This window comes from Bacillus sp. 7_6_55CFAA_CT2 (assembly GCF_000238655.1).
GTDB classification, from domain to species: Bacteria; Bacillota; Bacilli; order Bacillales; family Bacillaceae_G; genus Bacillus_A; species Bacillus_A cereus.
Window position 1 is genome coordinate 89,624 of sequence record NZ_JH414712.1, and the last position, 15,803, is coordinate 105,426.

Here is a 15,803-nt window from a genome sequence, read left to right on the forward strand (position 1 = left end):
TTAAGGGGAAATATATATTATAAACAGCATTGTTTTAAATAGAACATCTAACAAAAATGCTGCCTAGATGACCTGTATGAAGGTAAGATGGGAGTGTACAAAGCTATGTCTAATTATAAGAAGTTAAATCAAGTAATTGAAAAAAAAGAGGAATTAATATCGCTTGTTAAGCAGTATGGATTCACTCATGAAAAGGTAATTTGTTATAGTAGAGAATTAGATTTATTACTAGATGACTTGATGAAATCTAATAGAAATAATAAATAAATAAAATTTATATAAAAAAATATAAAATATAAATTTTTAAGATATTTTTAAAATAAAAAGCGCTCTCCTACTTATAGGTGAGTGCTTTTTTATCTTAATTTGATCTATTTGGTGAGGGATTTTTAATTGCTAAAAACTTATGCGTGATAAATCTCACAACATAAATGAACATATAATTTTACAATATAGTATGTAAGTTGATGGGAGGCTTTCGTTTTGACAAATCGTGATTATAATAAAAACCCATTTATTGTAATATGGGAGTTAACAAGAGCATGTGAATTAAAATGTCTACATTGTCGTGCTGAAGCTCAGCATTATCGCGATCCTTTTGAGTTAACATTAGAAGAAGGAAAAAAACTAATTGATGATATATATGAAATGGATAATCCGATGCTGGTTTTTACTGGTGGGGATCCATTAATGCGTTCGGATATATATGATATTGCTGAATACGCGGTGAAGAAAGGTATTCGGGTTTCCATGACCCCCAGTGCTACTCCAAAGGTTACTAAAGAAGCGATTAAAAAAGCAAAAGATGTTGGGATTGCTAGATGGGCATTTAGTATAGATGGACCAACAGCTGAAGTACACGATCATTTTAGAGGAACAGAGGGGTCATTTAAATTAACAATGGATGCAATTCATCATTTAAATGAATTAAAAATCCCTATTCAAATTAATACAGTTGTTTCTAATTATAATTTGAGTGTACTTAAAGATATGGCAAATTTAGTAGAAGCATTAGATTGTGTGTTGTGGAGTGTATTTTTCTTAGTCCCAACAGGACGTGGTAAAGAGAAAGATATGATTTCACCAATTCAACATGAAAGAGTGTTCCGCTGGCTATATCAGCTTAGTAAAACTGTTTCTTTTGATATAAAAACCACAGTTGCTCAGCACTATAGACGCGTTGTTCTTCAAGAAAAAATGAAGGGAATTAAAAAGATAGATCAAATTATTCAATATAGAGATGTATTGATGGAAGGGATGACGGACGGAGTTAATGAATTTGGACGCGCTCCAAAAGGAGTAAATGATGGAAATGGAGTTGTATTTATTTCTCATATTGGAGATGTATACCCAAGTGGGCTATTGCCAATTAAAACCGGGAATATTAAATCAACACCGATAGCTGAAATTTATCGAAACTCTCCTGTTTTTCAAAGTCTTCGTAATCCAGACAATTATAAAGGAAAATGCGGTGTTTGTGAGTTTCGATATGTTTGTGGGGGATCTCGTTCTAGGGCATTTGCGATGACGGGGGATTACATGGAAAGCGAACCTTTTTGTATATATGTTCCAAAAGCATTGCGGAAAAAGTGTAAGAATTGAGCATGTCTCTTTTTTTAACCTGTTTTATAAATTTTTTTATTGTATATTTCCAGTACTTATGAGCAGATACTTTCCGCTCATAAATACTGGGTTAGTGATGACTAATAATTGAAAAAAAGCAAGGGAATTATACTTATTTTAGGCGTATAATACGTTGATTTGAGCTTCCGCGAAATGGAAGAGTCAAATCTCTTTTTTGGATTTCAAATCTTCCATCAACTAAAACATCTCCATAATGTAACAGCTCAATCATATCTTTGTTTTGTGAGTTTTGTATCTCTTCTAGTGTATAGCCAGTGTAAATCCAAAGATTTTTGTTTAAACTTTTTACAGCCTTTGCAACTTCTTTGACCTCGATAGCTTGAAAAAATGGGTCACCACCTGAAAATGTTACATCAGTTAGAGGATTTGTGGAAATTTCTTTTATAATTTCTTTCACACTCATCTCGGTACCATTATAAAGATTCCATGATTTGGGGTTATGGCAACCTAAACAATGATGCGGACAACCGGCAAAAAACACAACTGTCCGTAATCCTTCACCATCTACTACACTATCATGAATAATATTCATTACCTTCATTTATGTTTCACACGATCTGCTTCTTCACTACGCTTTGCATTGTTCCATTTTGACATGTCCCCTACAAGATATCCAGTAATACGGCGAATTCTTTCAATATGATGATCTTCTATATTTCCACAGCTAGGGCACTCATTTTCAATCACTCCATTATAGTCACAACATTTACAACGATCCACTGGGTGATTAATTGAACCATATCCTACTTCATACTGTGCCATTGCTTGAACAATTTGTTTTAAAGCCATTTGATTATGCGCTGCCGCCCCATCTAGTTCAATATACGTAATATGACCACCGTTACAAAGAGCATGAAACGGTCCTTCTAAACGTATTTTATTAATTGCTTGAATAGGATAATAAACTGGAATATGAAATGAATTTGTATAGTAATCATGATCGGTTACACCTGTAATAGTTCCAAACTCAGCACAATCCTTTTTGATAAACTTCCCTGATAGTCCCTCGGCAGGAGTTGCAATTAAAGTGAAATTCAAGCAATGTTCTTCTGTTGCTTGGTCCATCTTATTTCTCATAAAGGTAACAATTTCTTTTCCAAGTTGCCATGAATCTTTATCTTCCCCATGGTGTTTTCCTGTTAAGGCAACCAAGCATTCCGCAAGTCCAATAAAACCAAGGCTCAATGTTCCTTGCTTTAAAATCTCAGTAACTGAGTCTTCCGGTTGGAGTTTTTCTCCATTGCGCCAAATCCCTTGTGAATATAGGAATTGAAAGTCTCTTGCCTTTTTTGTGCATTGATATGAATATCTTTCTAGCAATTGACGAATGCCAAGTTTGATATAATGATTTAACGATTCGAAAAATCCCTCTTTTGAATCATTCATTAAAGCCAATTTTACTAGATTAATAGAGGTAAATGATAGATTTCCCCTGCCAATTGCTGTCTCCTCACCATGAATATTAGACATCACACGAGTACGACAACCCATATAACATACTTCACTTTCTGGGTGCCCATTATAATACGCTGCATTAAATGGCGCATCTAAAAATGAAAAGTTAGGGAACAATCGCTTTGCTGTTGTTTCTAATGCAAGTTCAAATAAATCATAATTTGGATCTTTTTCTTCAAAATTCACACCTTTTTTTAACTTGAAAATTTGAATGGGGAAAATAGGAGTTTCACTTTTTCCTAATCCCGCTTGTGTTGCCTGTAGTAATTGTTTAATTAATAGCCTTCCTTCCTTTGATGTATCTGTTCCGTAATTAATTGAAATAAACGGAACTTGTCCACCACCACGGCTATGCATACTATTGGAATTATGAATAAATGCTTCACATGCTTGATATGTATCGTTTTCTGTTTCTTTCCATGCAAACACTTCGATTTGTTCCTTTGTTAGCGGATAGTCTTTTAACTTTTTCTTATTTTTTTCAAATGTTTTCCTCACATATGGTGCTAAATCTATATCAAACATGGCAAGAGATTGCCCACCATGCTGCATATTTTGATTAGCTTGAAGAATAATAGACGAGAGTGCTAATGCACTTTTAATATCTTGTGGTTGTCTCATATGGCCATGTCCAGTGTGGAACCCTTTTTTCAGCAATTGTGCTAAAGGAATTTGTGAACAAGTGGTTGTTCCTGTTGCATAAAAATCTAAATCGTGTGGGTATAAAATATTTTGATTAATAGCTTGTTTTACTTGTTTAGAAAGCAAATGTTCCCTTACATAAAGTTTTGCGCTCTCTGATGCAAATGTTCCCATCATTCCCATTGGAGATCGACCATCAACATTTGCATTTTCTTGCATTAAGTCTTGATCGTTACTGTTTATAATTTTATCAAAAGTTGTCCATAAAGTATTTTTTTGCTGTTTTACATTGTCTGAGTTGTTCATAAAATTCACTCCTACTCAATATATAGTATCTAACATCGATAAATAATACTATATACAGTTCGTTTCTGCAATGGTACTAATAAATGAAGTATGTAATCTTTTCTGTTTAGAAGAGACTAAATCTAGAAGTATATCGTATTACCTTGCTCATAAAAAATAAAAAGATATAGAATGATTCAATTATTTATAGATAAAAATTCTTTTGTTTTAGGTTCAAAGAGTGAGGATATGAATAGAGAGTAAAAACACACTGAACAATGTTTTATTTTATCATTTTAGCCAAGAAGACTCCTTCCTCAAGGAGCGTGAAGGGTCACAGCACAGTGAGTAGATGGGAGATGAATTGTTCGACATATAGAAAGTGTTACTCCACTATCTATCAAATATACGTTCGGTGTATAATGGTCATATACCGAAATGGAGGTGAATGAAATGATGATTAATAAAGCCTATAAGTTTCGTATCTATCCAAATCAAGCACAAGCAATTCTAATCAACAAAACGATTGGTTGTTCTCGCTTTGTATTCAATCATTTCCTATCCTTATGGGATCACGCATACAAAGAGACAGGAAAAGGCTTGACTATGGTACATGCTCTGCCAAACTACCTGCCATGAAGAAAGAGTTTGTTTGGCTAAAAGAAGTGGATAGTATTGCGATTCAGTCGTCTGTCCGCAACCTTGCGGATGCCTATACACGCTTTTTCAAAAAACAAAACAGCGCCCCGCGCTTTAAATCTAAGAAAAACAACGTACAATCTTATACCACAAAACAAACAAATGAAAACATTGCTGTTATAGAAAACAAAATTAAATTGCCAAAACTAGGGCTTGTTCGATTTGCCAAAAGTAGTGAAGTAAAGGGACGTATTGTAAATGCTACAGTTAGACGGAACCCTTCTGGTAGATATTTTGTGTCATTGTTAGTTGAAACAGAAGTACAAGAACTTCCGAAAACAAATTCTTACATTGGAATAGATGTAGGACTAAAAGATTTCGCTATTTTGTCAGATGGAAGACCCTATAAAAATCCGAAGTTTTTCCGATCATTAGAAGCTAAGTTGGCGAAAGCACAGCGTGTTCTTTCTAGAAGAATGAAAGGATCTTCTCGCTGGAATAAGCAACGAGTAAAGGTAGCTAGAATTCATGAATACATTTCAAATGCTAGAAAAGATTACTTAGACAAAATCTCAACTGAAATCATCAAAAACCACGATGTTATCGGTATTGAGAATTTGCAAGTATCGAATATGTTAAAGAATCATAAGTTAGCAAAAGCAATTAGTGAAGTGTCTTGGTCGCAATTTCGATACATGTTAGAATACAAAGCAAAATGGTACGGCAAACAAGTCATTGTCGTATCGAAAACATTTGCTTCCAGCCAATTATGTTCTTGTTGTGGATATCAGAACAAAGACGTTAAAAATCTAAACCTACGTGAATGGGACTGTCCTTCTTGTCGTACACACCATGATAGGGATATTAACGCAAGTATCAATATAAAAAATGAAGCGATAAGGCTTCTAACCGCAAGGACTGCGGGGTTAGCCTAATCAACTAGAGTTCGATAGAACTCTTTACTTAGGAATCCCTCACTTCTAAACGAAGTGAAAGTGGGGGTAGTTCAAAAAATAAAAGGTATAAAAATAAAATGCAGTGATTTCACTCACAGTATTTTTTTAAAACATGGTTTATCTTATAAGAGAAGAGTGAGTATGAGAAATTCATTATATTTTACTATTTGGGATGGGTATTCCCTAAATTGGTGGAGTATGATTACCAGTGGGGGGGATTCTCTCACTGGTAAAGTTTTTTATCTATAAATTTAATGATATACATGCTAATTCTTATCATTCTTACGTAACATTTTGATAAAAAATTAAATGTGAGGTGTGGAAGAATGAAGTTAATTATTCCAAAGCAGCATGGAGCCTGGGGAATGCTGCTTATTCCATTTGTTTTAGGTATTTTAACTGGTAAATGGACATGGTATCATATACCTCTTTTTTTAGCGTGGTTTTTTGTGTATTTAGCTACATATCCCTTATTAATGTATGTAAAACAGCCGCGAAAGAAGTATTATTTGTATTATTTTTTTCTGTACTTTGGTGAGGCTTGTATATGTACAGCTATTGCTCTTAGTTATGAATGGCGTATAGTTTACTTTTCTATTATTATGCTCCCGTTTTTTTGTATAAACATTTATTTTTCTAGCAAAAAAAATGAACGAGCCTTATTAAATGATGTATGTGCAATTCTTTTGTTTTGTATAGGGGGCATTATAAGTTATTACTTCACAATGAAAACAGTCGATAAAAATATATTGATAATAGCGACTATAACATTTTTATATTTTATAGGAAGTACGTTTTATGTAAAAACAATGATACGTGAAAAAAAGAATCCAACGTATCGCATTCTGTCATGGTGGTACCATCTATTACTTGTGATTGTTACACTTATTTTATCACCAACGATTACCATTATTTTTATCCCAAGTTTGATACGGTCTATAGTACTGTATGGAAGGAATATTTCAATCTTAAAAGTGGGGATTTTAGAGAGTATAAATGCTATTTACGTTTTTATTACAACAATAATAGTATTTAAATATTTTGTCTCGTAAAGACTAATAATGATTCATATTGTTTATGTTATATTCATATATTAATTTGTTTGGATTAATTGTTGTATTAATGTTTTCTCCAATCCTGGATGTAGAAAGGAATGTATAAATAATGACTTTTTACCAAAAATTAATGCCGTATTATGATGAAATTTTTCCAGAAAATGAAAAACAATTGAATTTTATTGCTTCATATTTACAAGAGGGGGACTCCGTAATTGATGTAGGTGCGGCAACAGGGAATGTGGCTAATGCATTAGTTGAAAAAGGAATGATTGTAACTGCGATGGAACCAGAGAAGAAAATGGCTGATAAAATTTCTGAGAAGGCTATAGCCCATAAGGGAAGACTTTTTGTAAATACACTTAGAATGCAGCAAATAGACGATGTGCCTGGGATATTTGATGGTATTTATTGTATTGGAAATACGTTGGTTCATTTGGACAATGTACAGGAAATTACTGATTTCATTCAACGTTCTTTTAAAAAACTTAAGAAAAATGGAAAGTTCATAGTTCAAATTGTAAACTATGAAAAAGTATTAAATCAAAAAAATTTCATATTTCCAGTAATTACGAAAGAACATTTCTCATTCAAACGAGATTATGCAATAGTGAGAAAAAAGGTACTATTTACTGTAACATTAAATACAAATGGTGAAGAATTCTCAAATAGTATAGAGTTATATCCAATTACAAAAAAACAATTACTTCCCATATTAATAGATTGTGGATTTGAGTCAGTAGAAACTTACGCTAATTTTGATAAAAAAATATATTCACTTGATGGTCCGGCATTAGTAATTGTAGCAACAAAATAAATTTTAAAAACACCTGAGTAGAAAGCTGTTACTCAGGTGTTTTTTTATTAATTTTTTTAAAATGTGATTCTAGTCCTCTTTTAATTATAAAAAAGTTTATATAATTCAGTGGTAAATCGAATCTGATTGAGGAGGAATTGAGTTATATGGGCAAAGAAATTCAGTTAACTAAAGATATATATTGGGTAGGAAAAGTTGATAATAGAGAAGTTCCATTTCATCGTTTAATCTTAGCAAAAGGAACAACTTATAACGCGTACTTGCTAAAAACGGAAAAACCAACAGTGATCGATACAGTTGATATAGAGTTTGGAAGAGAATTTGTAGAATCATTAAGTAAATTAATTGATCCACAAGAAATTCAGTATATCGTAGTGAATCATACAGAACCCGACCATTCAGGGGGATTGGCAGCATTAGCATCAAGAGCTACTAATGCAACGATTGTATGTACAGAAATTGCAGTACCAGAAATACAAGAGATGTATAAACTGCATAATCGAAAGTTTTTAGTAGTAAAAGACGGTGATACATTAGATATTGGTGGAAAAACATTGAAATTTAAAGAAACGCCATATCTTCATACTGAAGAAACAATGATTACCTACTGTGTAGAGGATAAAATTTTATTTCCTTGTGATATTTTTAGTACTCATATAGCAAATGACGAGATTTTCAGTGATAAAGCGAATGTAGATATTACGGAAGACTTTATTGGTTATTATAATGCCATTATCCATCCACATAGAAGATATGTAAGAACATTAATAGAAGCTCTAAAAGATTTGGATGTACAAATGATTGCACCATCTCATGGCTACATTTTACGTCAGGATATACAGAAGTATATTAAATTATATGCGGATATGAGTAGAGATACGAATCAAGATAAGAAAGTAACAATTGTATATACAACAATTAAAAATAATACAAAAAAAGTGGCAAATATTATTAAAGAAACTTTAGAAGCAGATAATATTCATGTAACAGTATTTAACGCTGATAAATCAAAAAAATTAGAGGTTTTAAAGAGTATCCAAGAAGCAGATGCAGTCTTCATAGGATCTTCAACTAGATATGCAGATATAATTGGTAATTTAGAAGACATTTTAAAAGAAATCACAGAAATGAACCTAGAAGGGAAAATTGCAGCTTCATTCGGTTCATATGGTTGGAGTGGAGAGGCAATTGAAGTGATACAAGATTACCTCAATGAAACAAATATGAATGTACAAAGCACATCAAAAGTTATCAAATCTACAGGTATGACTCATGTTGAATTTCCTATTCGGATTAGATTCTCTCCAAGAGATGAGGAGAAAGTAAAAAAAATCCAACATGCAACAACATTTGTTACAGATTTATTATTGAGTTCTATTTAATAGAAAAATGGAGGTGAAAACATGGAAAAGAATTTTGTTATTATTGGGAGTGGTGTAGCGGCTGTAAATGCCGCTAAAACTATTAGAGAGTATGATAAAGGATCAAATATATTTATTTTTGGTGAGGAGCCATCACTACCTTATAAAAGAATTAAATTATCAAAGGATCTGTATTCAGATTTACACAGTGAAAAAGTGTTAATTAAAAAGAAAAAGTGGTATCAAGATAATCACATATCAGTTTTTATAAACACAAAGGTGGTAAAAATTAATACAGATGAGCAATTTATTGTTACATCCAATGAAGCGGTATTTTCTTATCATAAACTATTAATTTGTACAGGAGCGAATAATAGAAGATTAGAGATAAATGGAATTAATAAAAAAATATTTTTACTATTAGAGACATGGAAGAAGCAGATGAGCTTAAAGGTCATTTAGAGGACAAAGAAAGTGTTGTGACCATTGGTGGGGGTGTACAAGGGTTAGAAACAGCATGGTCTATTCTGAAAGCTGGTAAAAAGGTATCCATTGTAGAAGTAGCTCCTTTATTAATGAGAAGACAATTAGATACAAAATCTTCGCTTCTCTTGAAACGAAGAATTGAAAAGGAAGGAGTAAAGGTGTATTTAAATACTTCTATTGATTCTATTCTCGGGAAAGAATCTGTAACTGGCATAAAGATGAACGACAATTCTCAAATTAATTGTGATAGTATTGTCTACTCAATTGGCGTTACTCCGAATACTAGACTTGTACATGATACGGCTATTAAATTAAATAGAGGAATTGTTGTGGATGAGGAGATGAGAACAAATATAGACTCCGTATACGCCGCGGGAGATGTTGCAGAAGTAAATAATGAAATTGAAGGCTTATGGGGGACTGCCTTGGAACAAGGCAGAGTAGCAGGTAGTAATATGGTCTCTAAAACTGCTATTTATAAAAAAGAAATTCCAACCACTATTTTTAACGCATTCAATGTATCTTTATTTTCAATTGGAGTTGTTAATGAAGAGCAATGTGATACAACAATTGTTGAAGAAGACGGTAAGGAGAAGTATACAAGGTTATTTATTAAGGATAATAAAATAGTCGGTGTGATTTCATTAGAAGGAGTTGCTGCATCTATTTCTTACAAATCTGCGATTGAAAAGCATGTGTCGTTAGAAGGAATAGATTTATTAAATACAAACATAAGTGAAATAATGAACAAGTTAAAAGAAAAAATATAAATCTGTACAAAAAGGAGAGGAAATCATGAAAAAATACATTTGTTTACCATGTGGATATGTATATAACCCAGAGGTAGGGGATCCAGATGAGGATATAGAACCAGGAACAAGTTTCGAAGATTTACCAGAGGACTGGGTTTGTCCTGTGTGCGGAGAAGATAAAAATCATTTTGCACCACTAGATGAATAAGAAGGAAAAAACAATGAGAATACTGCACAGTATTCTCATTGTTTTTTATATTTTTGAATGTGATTCTGGTCACAGAAATATTCTTTGAAAAATTCTATAATAATTATGTAGCAGATACTTATACCGATTCAGCCATTCTCGGTACACTCTATATGGCCCTGACACCACCCTTTCTCCTCAGGGCCATATTTTTCTATGCCATATCAAAATATGTTTATGAAGATAGTGTATATCACTGTCTTCATAAACATATAGTTGTGATTTGGGTCACTGCAATATTTGATAAAAATGTCTATAATAACCTTGGATATCATTATATTTTTAATTCTATAGTTAAAGTAAGGTGAGAAAATATGGACGATAATCATAAAAAATCAAGAGAGCTTTGCCCAAGAAAAGTACTAATTTTTAAGACCCTTTCCGAAGAGGAAATTAGTAATATAGCTTCAATGACAAAACATAGGAAGTTTAAAAAGGGTCAGCCATTAATTCTTGAGGGAGATAAATCAGATACATTATTTATTATTAATAGTGGACAAGTAAAGCTATGTACATTAACTCTTCAAGGGAAAGAGCAAATATTGCATATACTAACAAGTGGTGAATCCTTTTGTGAATTAAATATATTTAATTATGATGAAAAAAGTAATTTTAGTGCATATGCTATAGAAGATACTCATATCTGTATGCTAAAAAAAGAAAATATGGATTATATAATGGAACGAAATCCAAGTATTGCATTAAAGTTGTTAAAAGTTGTCACAAAACGTTTAGCTAAGATAGAGAATTTAGTGCAAAATTTAGCTACAAACAATCCTGAAGTTAGAATTGCTCACATACTATTGGAGTTTTGTGATAAATATGGCAAAAGTACTGAGGATGGAATACTTATTAACTTGCCATTGACACGAGAGGAATTGGCAAATTATGCGGGGGTAACAAGAGAGACTATTAGTCGTAAATTGAATAAGTTTGAAAGTTTAGGACTCATGGCCTCTGTTGGAAATAAGAAAATAATAATAAAAAATCAGTTAGCTATTAGAAGACTTATCAGTTTCTGACAAAAAACCCCTTTCTCAGAATATAAAAGAGGAATTTTTACAAATTAGCAAGTATTTTAATTATATAAATTCTTAAAATCATTATATATGAGGAAATCACAAAAAAGGGAATATGTGTTACCAATCGGTTTAATTGATAAGGTATGGATTTTTTGAGCCACAAAATATCACATGCCTTATAATCAAACTTAAAAAATAAATTTCAAATTATTTTATCTTATATTTTTGATTTATGTGAGGGACACACCTTACGTACCACTCCAATGGTATAGGTGTGTCCTTTAATTTTATATAATTAATAACGAATAACGTTAGTGATTCTCGTGTAAACTAGGTATTATTATGTAATAATTATATAATGAGAAATTAGTAATTTTAAGTTTATCTCAAATCTTATAGCTCTGTGTTTTTTTTAGGAATGATAGTTAGGGCTTGTCTGCCTAATTGAACCCATGCTTCTTCAAAATCCTTCTTATCAATTTTTTATTTTTTTCCGTATCTAATGGATCATTAATGTATACATATTGATCGGTGTATCCAGTTAGTAAAACACTATGTTGACGGTATGTAACCTGTCTCTCACCCATATTTGTTTTCCAAGTACGAAATTCATAATCAGGTAGTTTGCGAAAGCTCGCGTTTGTTAAAATCCAAACAGGGTGTTCTTTGTCAATTGCTTTATATAAATCTTCCGGATTACTTCCGGTTAAGTCTATAATACAATTCTCCGATATGTATAATTTGGCCAACTCTAAAATCGGCTTAATATACACACCTAAACCAGGCATATCTATGTCATACATATCTCCAACAAATCCTTCGTCCATATTTCCCATAAATCCATTGTGTTGAAAAGGTACATATTTAATATTTTCAGCTAACTCTAATTTATCAACGGATAGCCCGTTAAAATTTAAAAGCATTGCTAAACTTGTAACTTCGCATCCACGTTCTAATTCTGGATTTTGTAGAATCAAAGGGACTTCTAAAGTATTATTCTTTTTAGAATATGATTTTTTTTATCGAGTTTAACAAGTTTATCCATCTCATATGTTGTATTTTTAGCGCTATTATTTTCACCTTTATGGACTAGAGTTATTATACATAATACCGTGCATAAAATAATTAATAGATAAATATTTTTGTGTCGTTGCATTTTAGTATGTCTCCTTAAGTGAACTACCCGCCACTTAACATCCTAACGGATTGTTTGAAATGGGGGCTTCTCGGTTAGTCGTTACTTTTGGTAGCTAACGAATTCGTCCTAAGACAGTCGAGCTAACTCCCTTGTTCCAAGGGTTATTTTATTGCTATCTATGCTAACGCCAATAGGCGTATTGCTTCATTTTTGATATTGATAGCTGCGTTATAATCTCTATCGAGATTTACACCACATATACAAGAATATACTCGCTCAGACAATGACATATTTTTCACATTCCCACAACTGCTACATGTTTTTGTGGAAGGAAACCATTTGTCTATTTTCACAAGTTGTTTGCCTTGTTCGTGTAGTTTATAAGCTAAGAAAGAAGTGAACATACCCCAACTATTGTCAGCGACACTTTTTCCAAAATGAAGTACTTGCGACATTTCTCTCATATTTAGATCTTCAATAGCTACAACATCAAAATGAGTAGCTAACTCTTTAGACTTATGATGAAGGAAGTTCTTACGTTGGTTCGCTACTTTTTCATGTAACTTAGCTACACGGATACGTTGTTTATTCCAACGAATAGAACCTTTTGTTCTTCTTGATAATACTCGTTGTGCCTTTGCTAATCGGTCTAACATTTCACGATAGAATTTAGGATAATTGGCTCTCTTACCCTCAGAACTAACGTATAATCGATCCATCGCAAAGTCTAATCCAACAATTGTTTCTACTTCTTTTTGTACAATCTCTTTTTCGTATTCAGTCAAGATAGACACATAGTATTTACCAGTAGGTGTCATAGAAATCGTACATGACTTGATTACATGGTCTTGTGGTATTTCTCTATGCTGCTTGATACGTACCATTTTCAGTTTTGGCAATTTGATATGACCGTTAAGCAATATAATATTTCCGTTCACTACATTCGTTGTATAAGACTTTCTGTCTTTTTTGCTTTTGAATGTTGGGAAGTCATTTTGACCACGAAAGAAATTCTTATAGGCAGTTTGCAAGTTTAGTTGAGCATTTGCCAATGCTAATGAATCAACTTCTTTTAACCACTCAAATTCTGCTTTGTATTTCGCAGGAGTGGGAAGCTTTTGTTTCTTGAGTTGTTCCTTATCATCTTTGTATTTTTCGTACACTTCTTTTCGTTCAGCTAACATTCTATTATACACGAAACGTACACAACCGAAGGTTTTACGCATAAGATGTGCTTGTTCTTCTGTTGGATACAAACGGAATTTATACGCTTTATTATGCTTTGTCATATCATTTCACCTCACTTTTCACTTTGATTTTCAATATATGTTTTTACTACGTCTATTGGCGAACCACCAGTAGTTAGCAAGCAAAAACTTCTTGCCCAAAACATCTCTTTCCAAAGTTTCTTTTTCACTTGTGGAAAATCTCTTTTAATAAGTCGAGAACTTGCACTTTTATAAGCATTGATGAATTTTGTCATTTCTGTATTAGGGTGTGCCTTGAACAAAATATGAACATGATCTACATCATGATTCCATTCAACTAATGTGATGTTATAGTTTTCAGATAGTCGAACAAACATATCTTTTGCATAGTCTGACATATCATCATCAAACACGTTTCTTCTGTATTTCACGACCAATACAAGGTGATAATATAACAAGAATACTGAATGGTTATTACTATCTAATTTCATTTATATACCAGCCTTTATAATTTATAAGACTGATTATATCAGAGGCAAAATAAAAAGGAAAACCTTTTGGCTACGCCAAACCGAAATTCATCTCCCACCTACCGTTGGGCTACGCCCTTCACACGCTTGAGGAAGGAGAATTCTTTCCGGAAATTCGTTAAATTAATACTTTAATTTAATACGTAACGGGGTTGCAAATGTGTCAATATTAAGGTGTTCTCTTTAACACGTTTTCAAAGGTTTAAAACTCTTCTTAAACAATTATTAAGAAGAGTTTTTTAGATAAAAGTTATAAAGAATTAGTTTTAATTAACTAAGAAATTATGCAAAAAGAGTATTTGTCTGTACATTTGTTATATGCTCGGCCAATACAGTAGCTTGTGCATGGAGGGGAGCTGGAAATCCTAATGTAATCCCATTGTGTTCAGTGCATTCACCAATTGCATAAATTAATTTATCATTTGTTTGCATATACTTATTAACAACTATGCCACGTTTAACATATAAGCCAGCTTTTTCTGCTAAATGTGTATTAGGTCGCCTACCAATAGGTATTACAATTAAATCGTATTTTTTAATAGTGCCATCTTCGAATTGGATCCCCTCTGCATAGTCTGTACCTAGGATTTTAACCGTGTTTTTTTCCATGAGAAATTGAATCCCTTTTGCTTTTAGCTTGTTACATAGTAATGAACAAGCCAAGATATCTTGTTTTGCCATTAAGTGTGAACTGAAATGAACTACGTGGACGTCTATTCCAAAATCAAATAATTTTTGTGCAATTTTTAGACCGAGCAGGCCATTGCCAATAATAATAGCTTTTTTTGCATGCTTCTTAATATTTAATAGAAATTGGATTTCTTCAGTTGTTCTAAGTTTATTTACTCCCAATAATTGCAGTCCTTTAACGGGAAAAATAAAAGCAGTAGATCCTGTTGCAATGATGAGTTTATCGTAGAAAACAATACGGCGTTTATCTGTAACAATGACCTCGTCCTCACGATCAATTTCTATTACCTTTTCGTTTGTAAAAAGCTTAATATTATGTTGTTTGTACCAATTATATTGCTTTTGTATTCTATTTTTAATATCTAATTGTAATGAAATAGTGTTTATTTGATTGTAGAGAGGATAGAGTTCATCACTGAAAATAGAAATGCTATACATATTAGGATTTTGTATTAAAATCTCTTCAATACAGCGTAAACTAGATATACTATTACCGATTATTACTAAGCGTTTTCGTTTTCTCATATCAATTTCTCCTTTCTATTGTGAAGTATTGAGCAAAGATGTTCGTTCATATTATAACAATTTTAAAAAGCAGATTGCTTGATATATAGTTTATTTTAAAATATGTCACAAATTATCTTTATTCGGGTAATGAGATACAAAGATGATCCCATTAAACTCATAGGTTAGAGGAAATTTTAAAAATGTTACTAAGATATTTCAGATGGAAAATGTTGAATATGTTTGCTGCTAGTAGTATTTCTTCAATTTTTAAAGAATAACGCATACAAACACACTGTAACCTTATAATTAAAGTTTTTTATGTATAAATGCGAATAATTTCCTGATAGGTCACTATACAAGTAAGTAAAA

12 protein-coding genes and 3 pseudogenes are annotated in these 15,803 nt (G+C 32.2%); 9 read left to right on the top strand and 6 right to left on the bottom strand.

What is annotated here, in order from left to right; all coding sequences use genetic code 11:
- The first annotated feature begins 105 nt into the window (after window positions 1–105).
- Together HMPREF1014_RS23930 and HMPREF1014_RS23935 are read left to right on the top strand one after the other, a co-directional pair.
- A complete protein-coding gene (locus HMPREF1014_RS23930; protein WP_002099070.1) occupies window positions 106–267 on the top strand; it encodes a Spo0E family sporulation regulatory protein-aspartic acid phosphatase in 162 nt (53 codons plus the stop codon).
- A gap of 216 nt (window positions 268–483) precedes the next feature.
- Window positions 484–1,602: a TIGR04053 family radical SAM/SPASM domain-containing protein gene (locus tag HMPREF1014_RS23935; RefSeq protein ID WP_000184718.1), complete on the top strand. Its 1,119-nt coding sequence runs from the start codon at window positions 484–486 to the stop codon at window positions 1,600–1,602.
- Between the two features lie 133 nt (window positions 1,603–1,735).
- Here HMPREF1014_RS23935 and nrdG read toward each other — a convergent pair whose 3' ends face one another.
- Window positions 1,736–2,185: an anaerobic ribonucleoside-triphosphate reductase activating protein gene (gene nrdG, locus HMPREF1014_RS23940; RefSeq protein WP_000867052.1), complete on the bottom strand. Its 450-nt coding sequence runs from the start codon at window positions 2,183–2,185 to the stop codon at window positions 1,736–1,738.
- The gene (locus HMPREF1014_RS23945; RefSeq protein ID WP_001065550.1) at window positions 2,182–4,047 is read right to left on the bottom strand and encodes an anaerobic ribonucleoside triphosphate reductase; all 1,866 of its coding nucleotides are present in this window, start codon (window positions 4,045–4,047) and stop codon (window positions 2,182–2,184) included. The genes nrdG and HMPREF1014_RS23945 overlap by 4 nt, the downstream gene beginning before the upstream one ends.
- Window positions 4,048–4,482: 435 nt before the next feature.
- Here HMPREF1014_RS23945 and tnpB point away from each other — a divergent pair.
- The 7 genes and pseudogenes from tnpB (at window position 4,483) to HMPREF1014_RS23985 (ending at window position 11,361) form a co-directional block, all read left to right on the top strand.
- A pseudogene (gene tnpB, locus HMPREF1014_RS23950) lies at window positions 4,483–5,600 on the top strand (IS200/IS605 family element RNA-guided endonuclease TnpB).
- Between the two features lie 347 nt (window positions 5,601–5,947).
- Window positions 5,948–6,673 (top strand): YwiC-like family protein, encoded by a 726-nt coding sequence (locus HMPREF1014_RS23955; protein ID WP_000766863.1) that lies wholly within the window; start codon window positions 5,948–5,950, stop codon window positions 6,671–6,673.
- A 112-nt stretch (window positions 6,674–6,785) separates the two neighbouring features.
- Window positions 6,786–7,493, top strand: a complete 708-nt coding sequence (locus tag HMPREF1014_RS23960; protein WP_000145189.1) for a class I SAM-dependent methyltransferase — start codon at window positions 6,786–6,788, stop codon at window positions 7,491–7,493.
- A 146-nt stretch (window positions 7,494–7,639) separates the two neighbouring features.
- Window positions 7,640–8,875 (top strand): FprA family A-type flavoprotein, encoded by a 1,236-nt coding sequence (locus HMPREF1014_RS23965; RefSeq protein ID WP_000513994.1) that lies wholly within the window; start codon window positions 7,640–7,642, stop codon window positions 8,873–8,875.
- A 21-nt stretch (window positions 8,876–8,896) separates the two neighbouring features.
- A pseudogene (locus HMPREF1014_RS23975) lies at window positions 8,897–10,110 on the top strand (NAD(P)/FAD-dependent oxidoreductase).
- Window positions 10,111–10,135: 25 nt separating this feature from the next.
- Window positions 10,136–10,300: a rubredoxin gene (rd, locus tag HMPREF1014_RS23980; RefSeq protein ID WP_000759869.1), complete on the top strand. Its 165-nt coding sequence runs from the start codon at window positions 10,136–10,138 to the stop codon at window positions 10,298–10,300.
- A 353-nt stretch (window positions 10,301–10,653) separates the two neighbouring features.
- Window positions 10,654–11,361 (top strand): Crp/Fnr family transcriptional regulator, encoded by a 708-nt coding sequence (locus HMPREF1014_RS23985; protein ID WP_000342564.1) that lies wholly within the window; start codon window positions 10,654–10,656, stop codon window positions 11,359–11,361.
- Window positions 11,362–11,754: 393 nt separating this feature from the next.
- Here the strand turns inward: HMPREF1014_RS23985 and HMPREF1014_RS23990 are convergent.
- The 4 genes and pseudogenes from HMPREF1014_RS23990 to HMPREF1014_RS24010 form a co-directional block, all read right to left on the bottom strand.
- Window positions 11,755–12,517, bottom strand: a pseudogene (locus tag HMPREF1014_RS23990) (C39 family peptidase).
- A gap of 158 nt (window positions 12,518–12,675) precedes the next feature.
- Window positions 12,676–13,788: an RNA-guided endonuclease TnpB family protein gene (locus HMPREF1014_RS23995; RefSeq protein WP_000160661.1), complete on the bottom strand. Its 1,113-nt coding sequence runs from the start codon at window positions 13,786–13,788 to the stop codon at window positions 12,676–12,678.
- Between the two features lie 11 nt (window positions 13,789–13,799).
- On the bottom strand, window positions 13,800–14,198 hold the full coding sequence (gene tnpA, locus HMPREF1014_RS24000) for an IS200/IS605 family transposase (protein WP_009327546.1): 399 nt from the start codon (window positions 14,196–14,198) through the stop codon (window positions 13,800–13,802).
- A gap of 321 nt (window positions 14,199–14,519) precedes the next feature.
- Window positions 14,520–15,452 carry an FAD-dependent oxidoreductase gene (locus HMPREF1014_RS24010; protein ID WP_001231610.1) on the bottom strand — a complete coding sequence of 311 codons (933 nt, stop codon included), beginning with the start codon at window positions 15,450–15,452 and terminating at the stop codon, window positions 14,520–14,522.
- Window positions 15,453–15,803 lie beyond the last annotated feature (351 nt).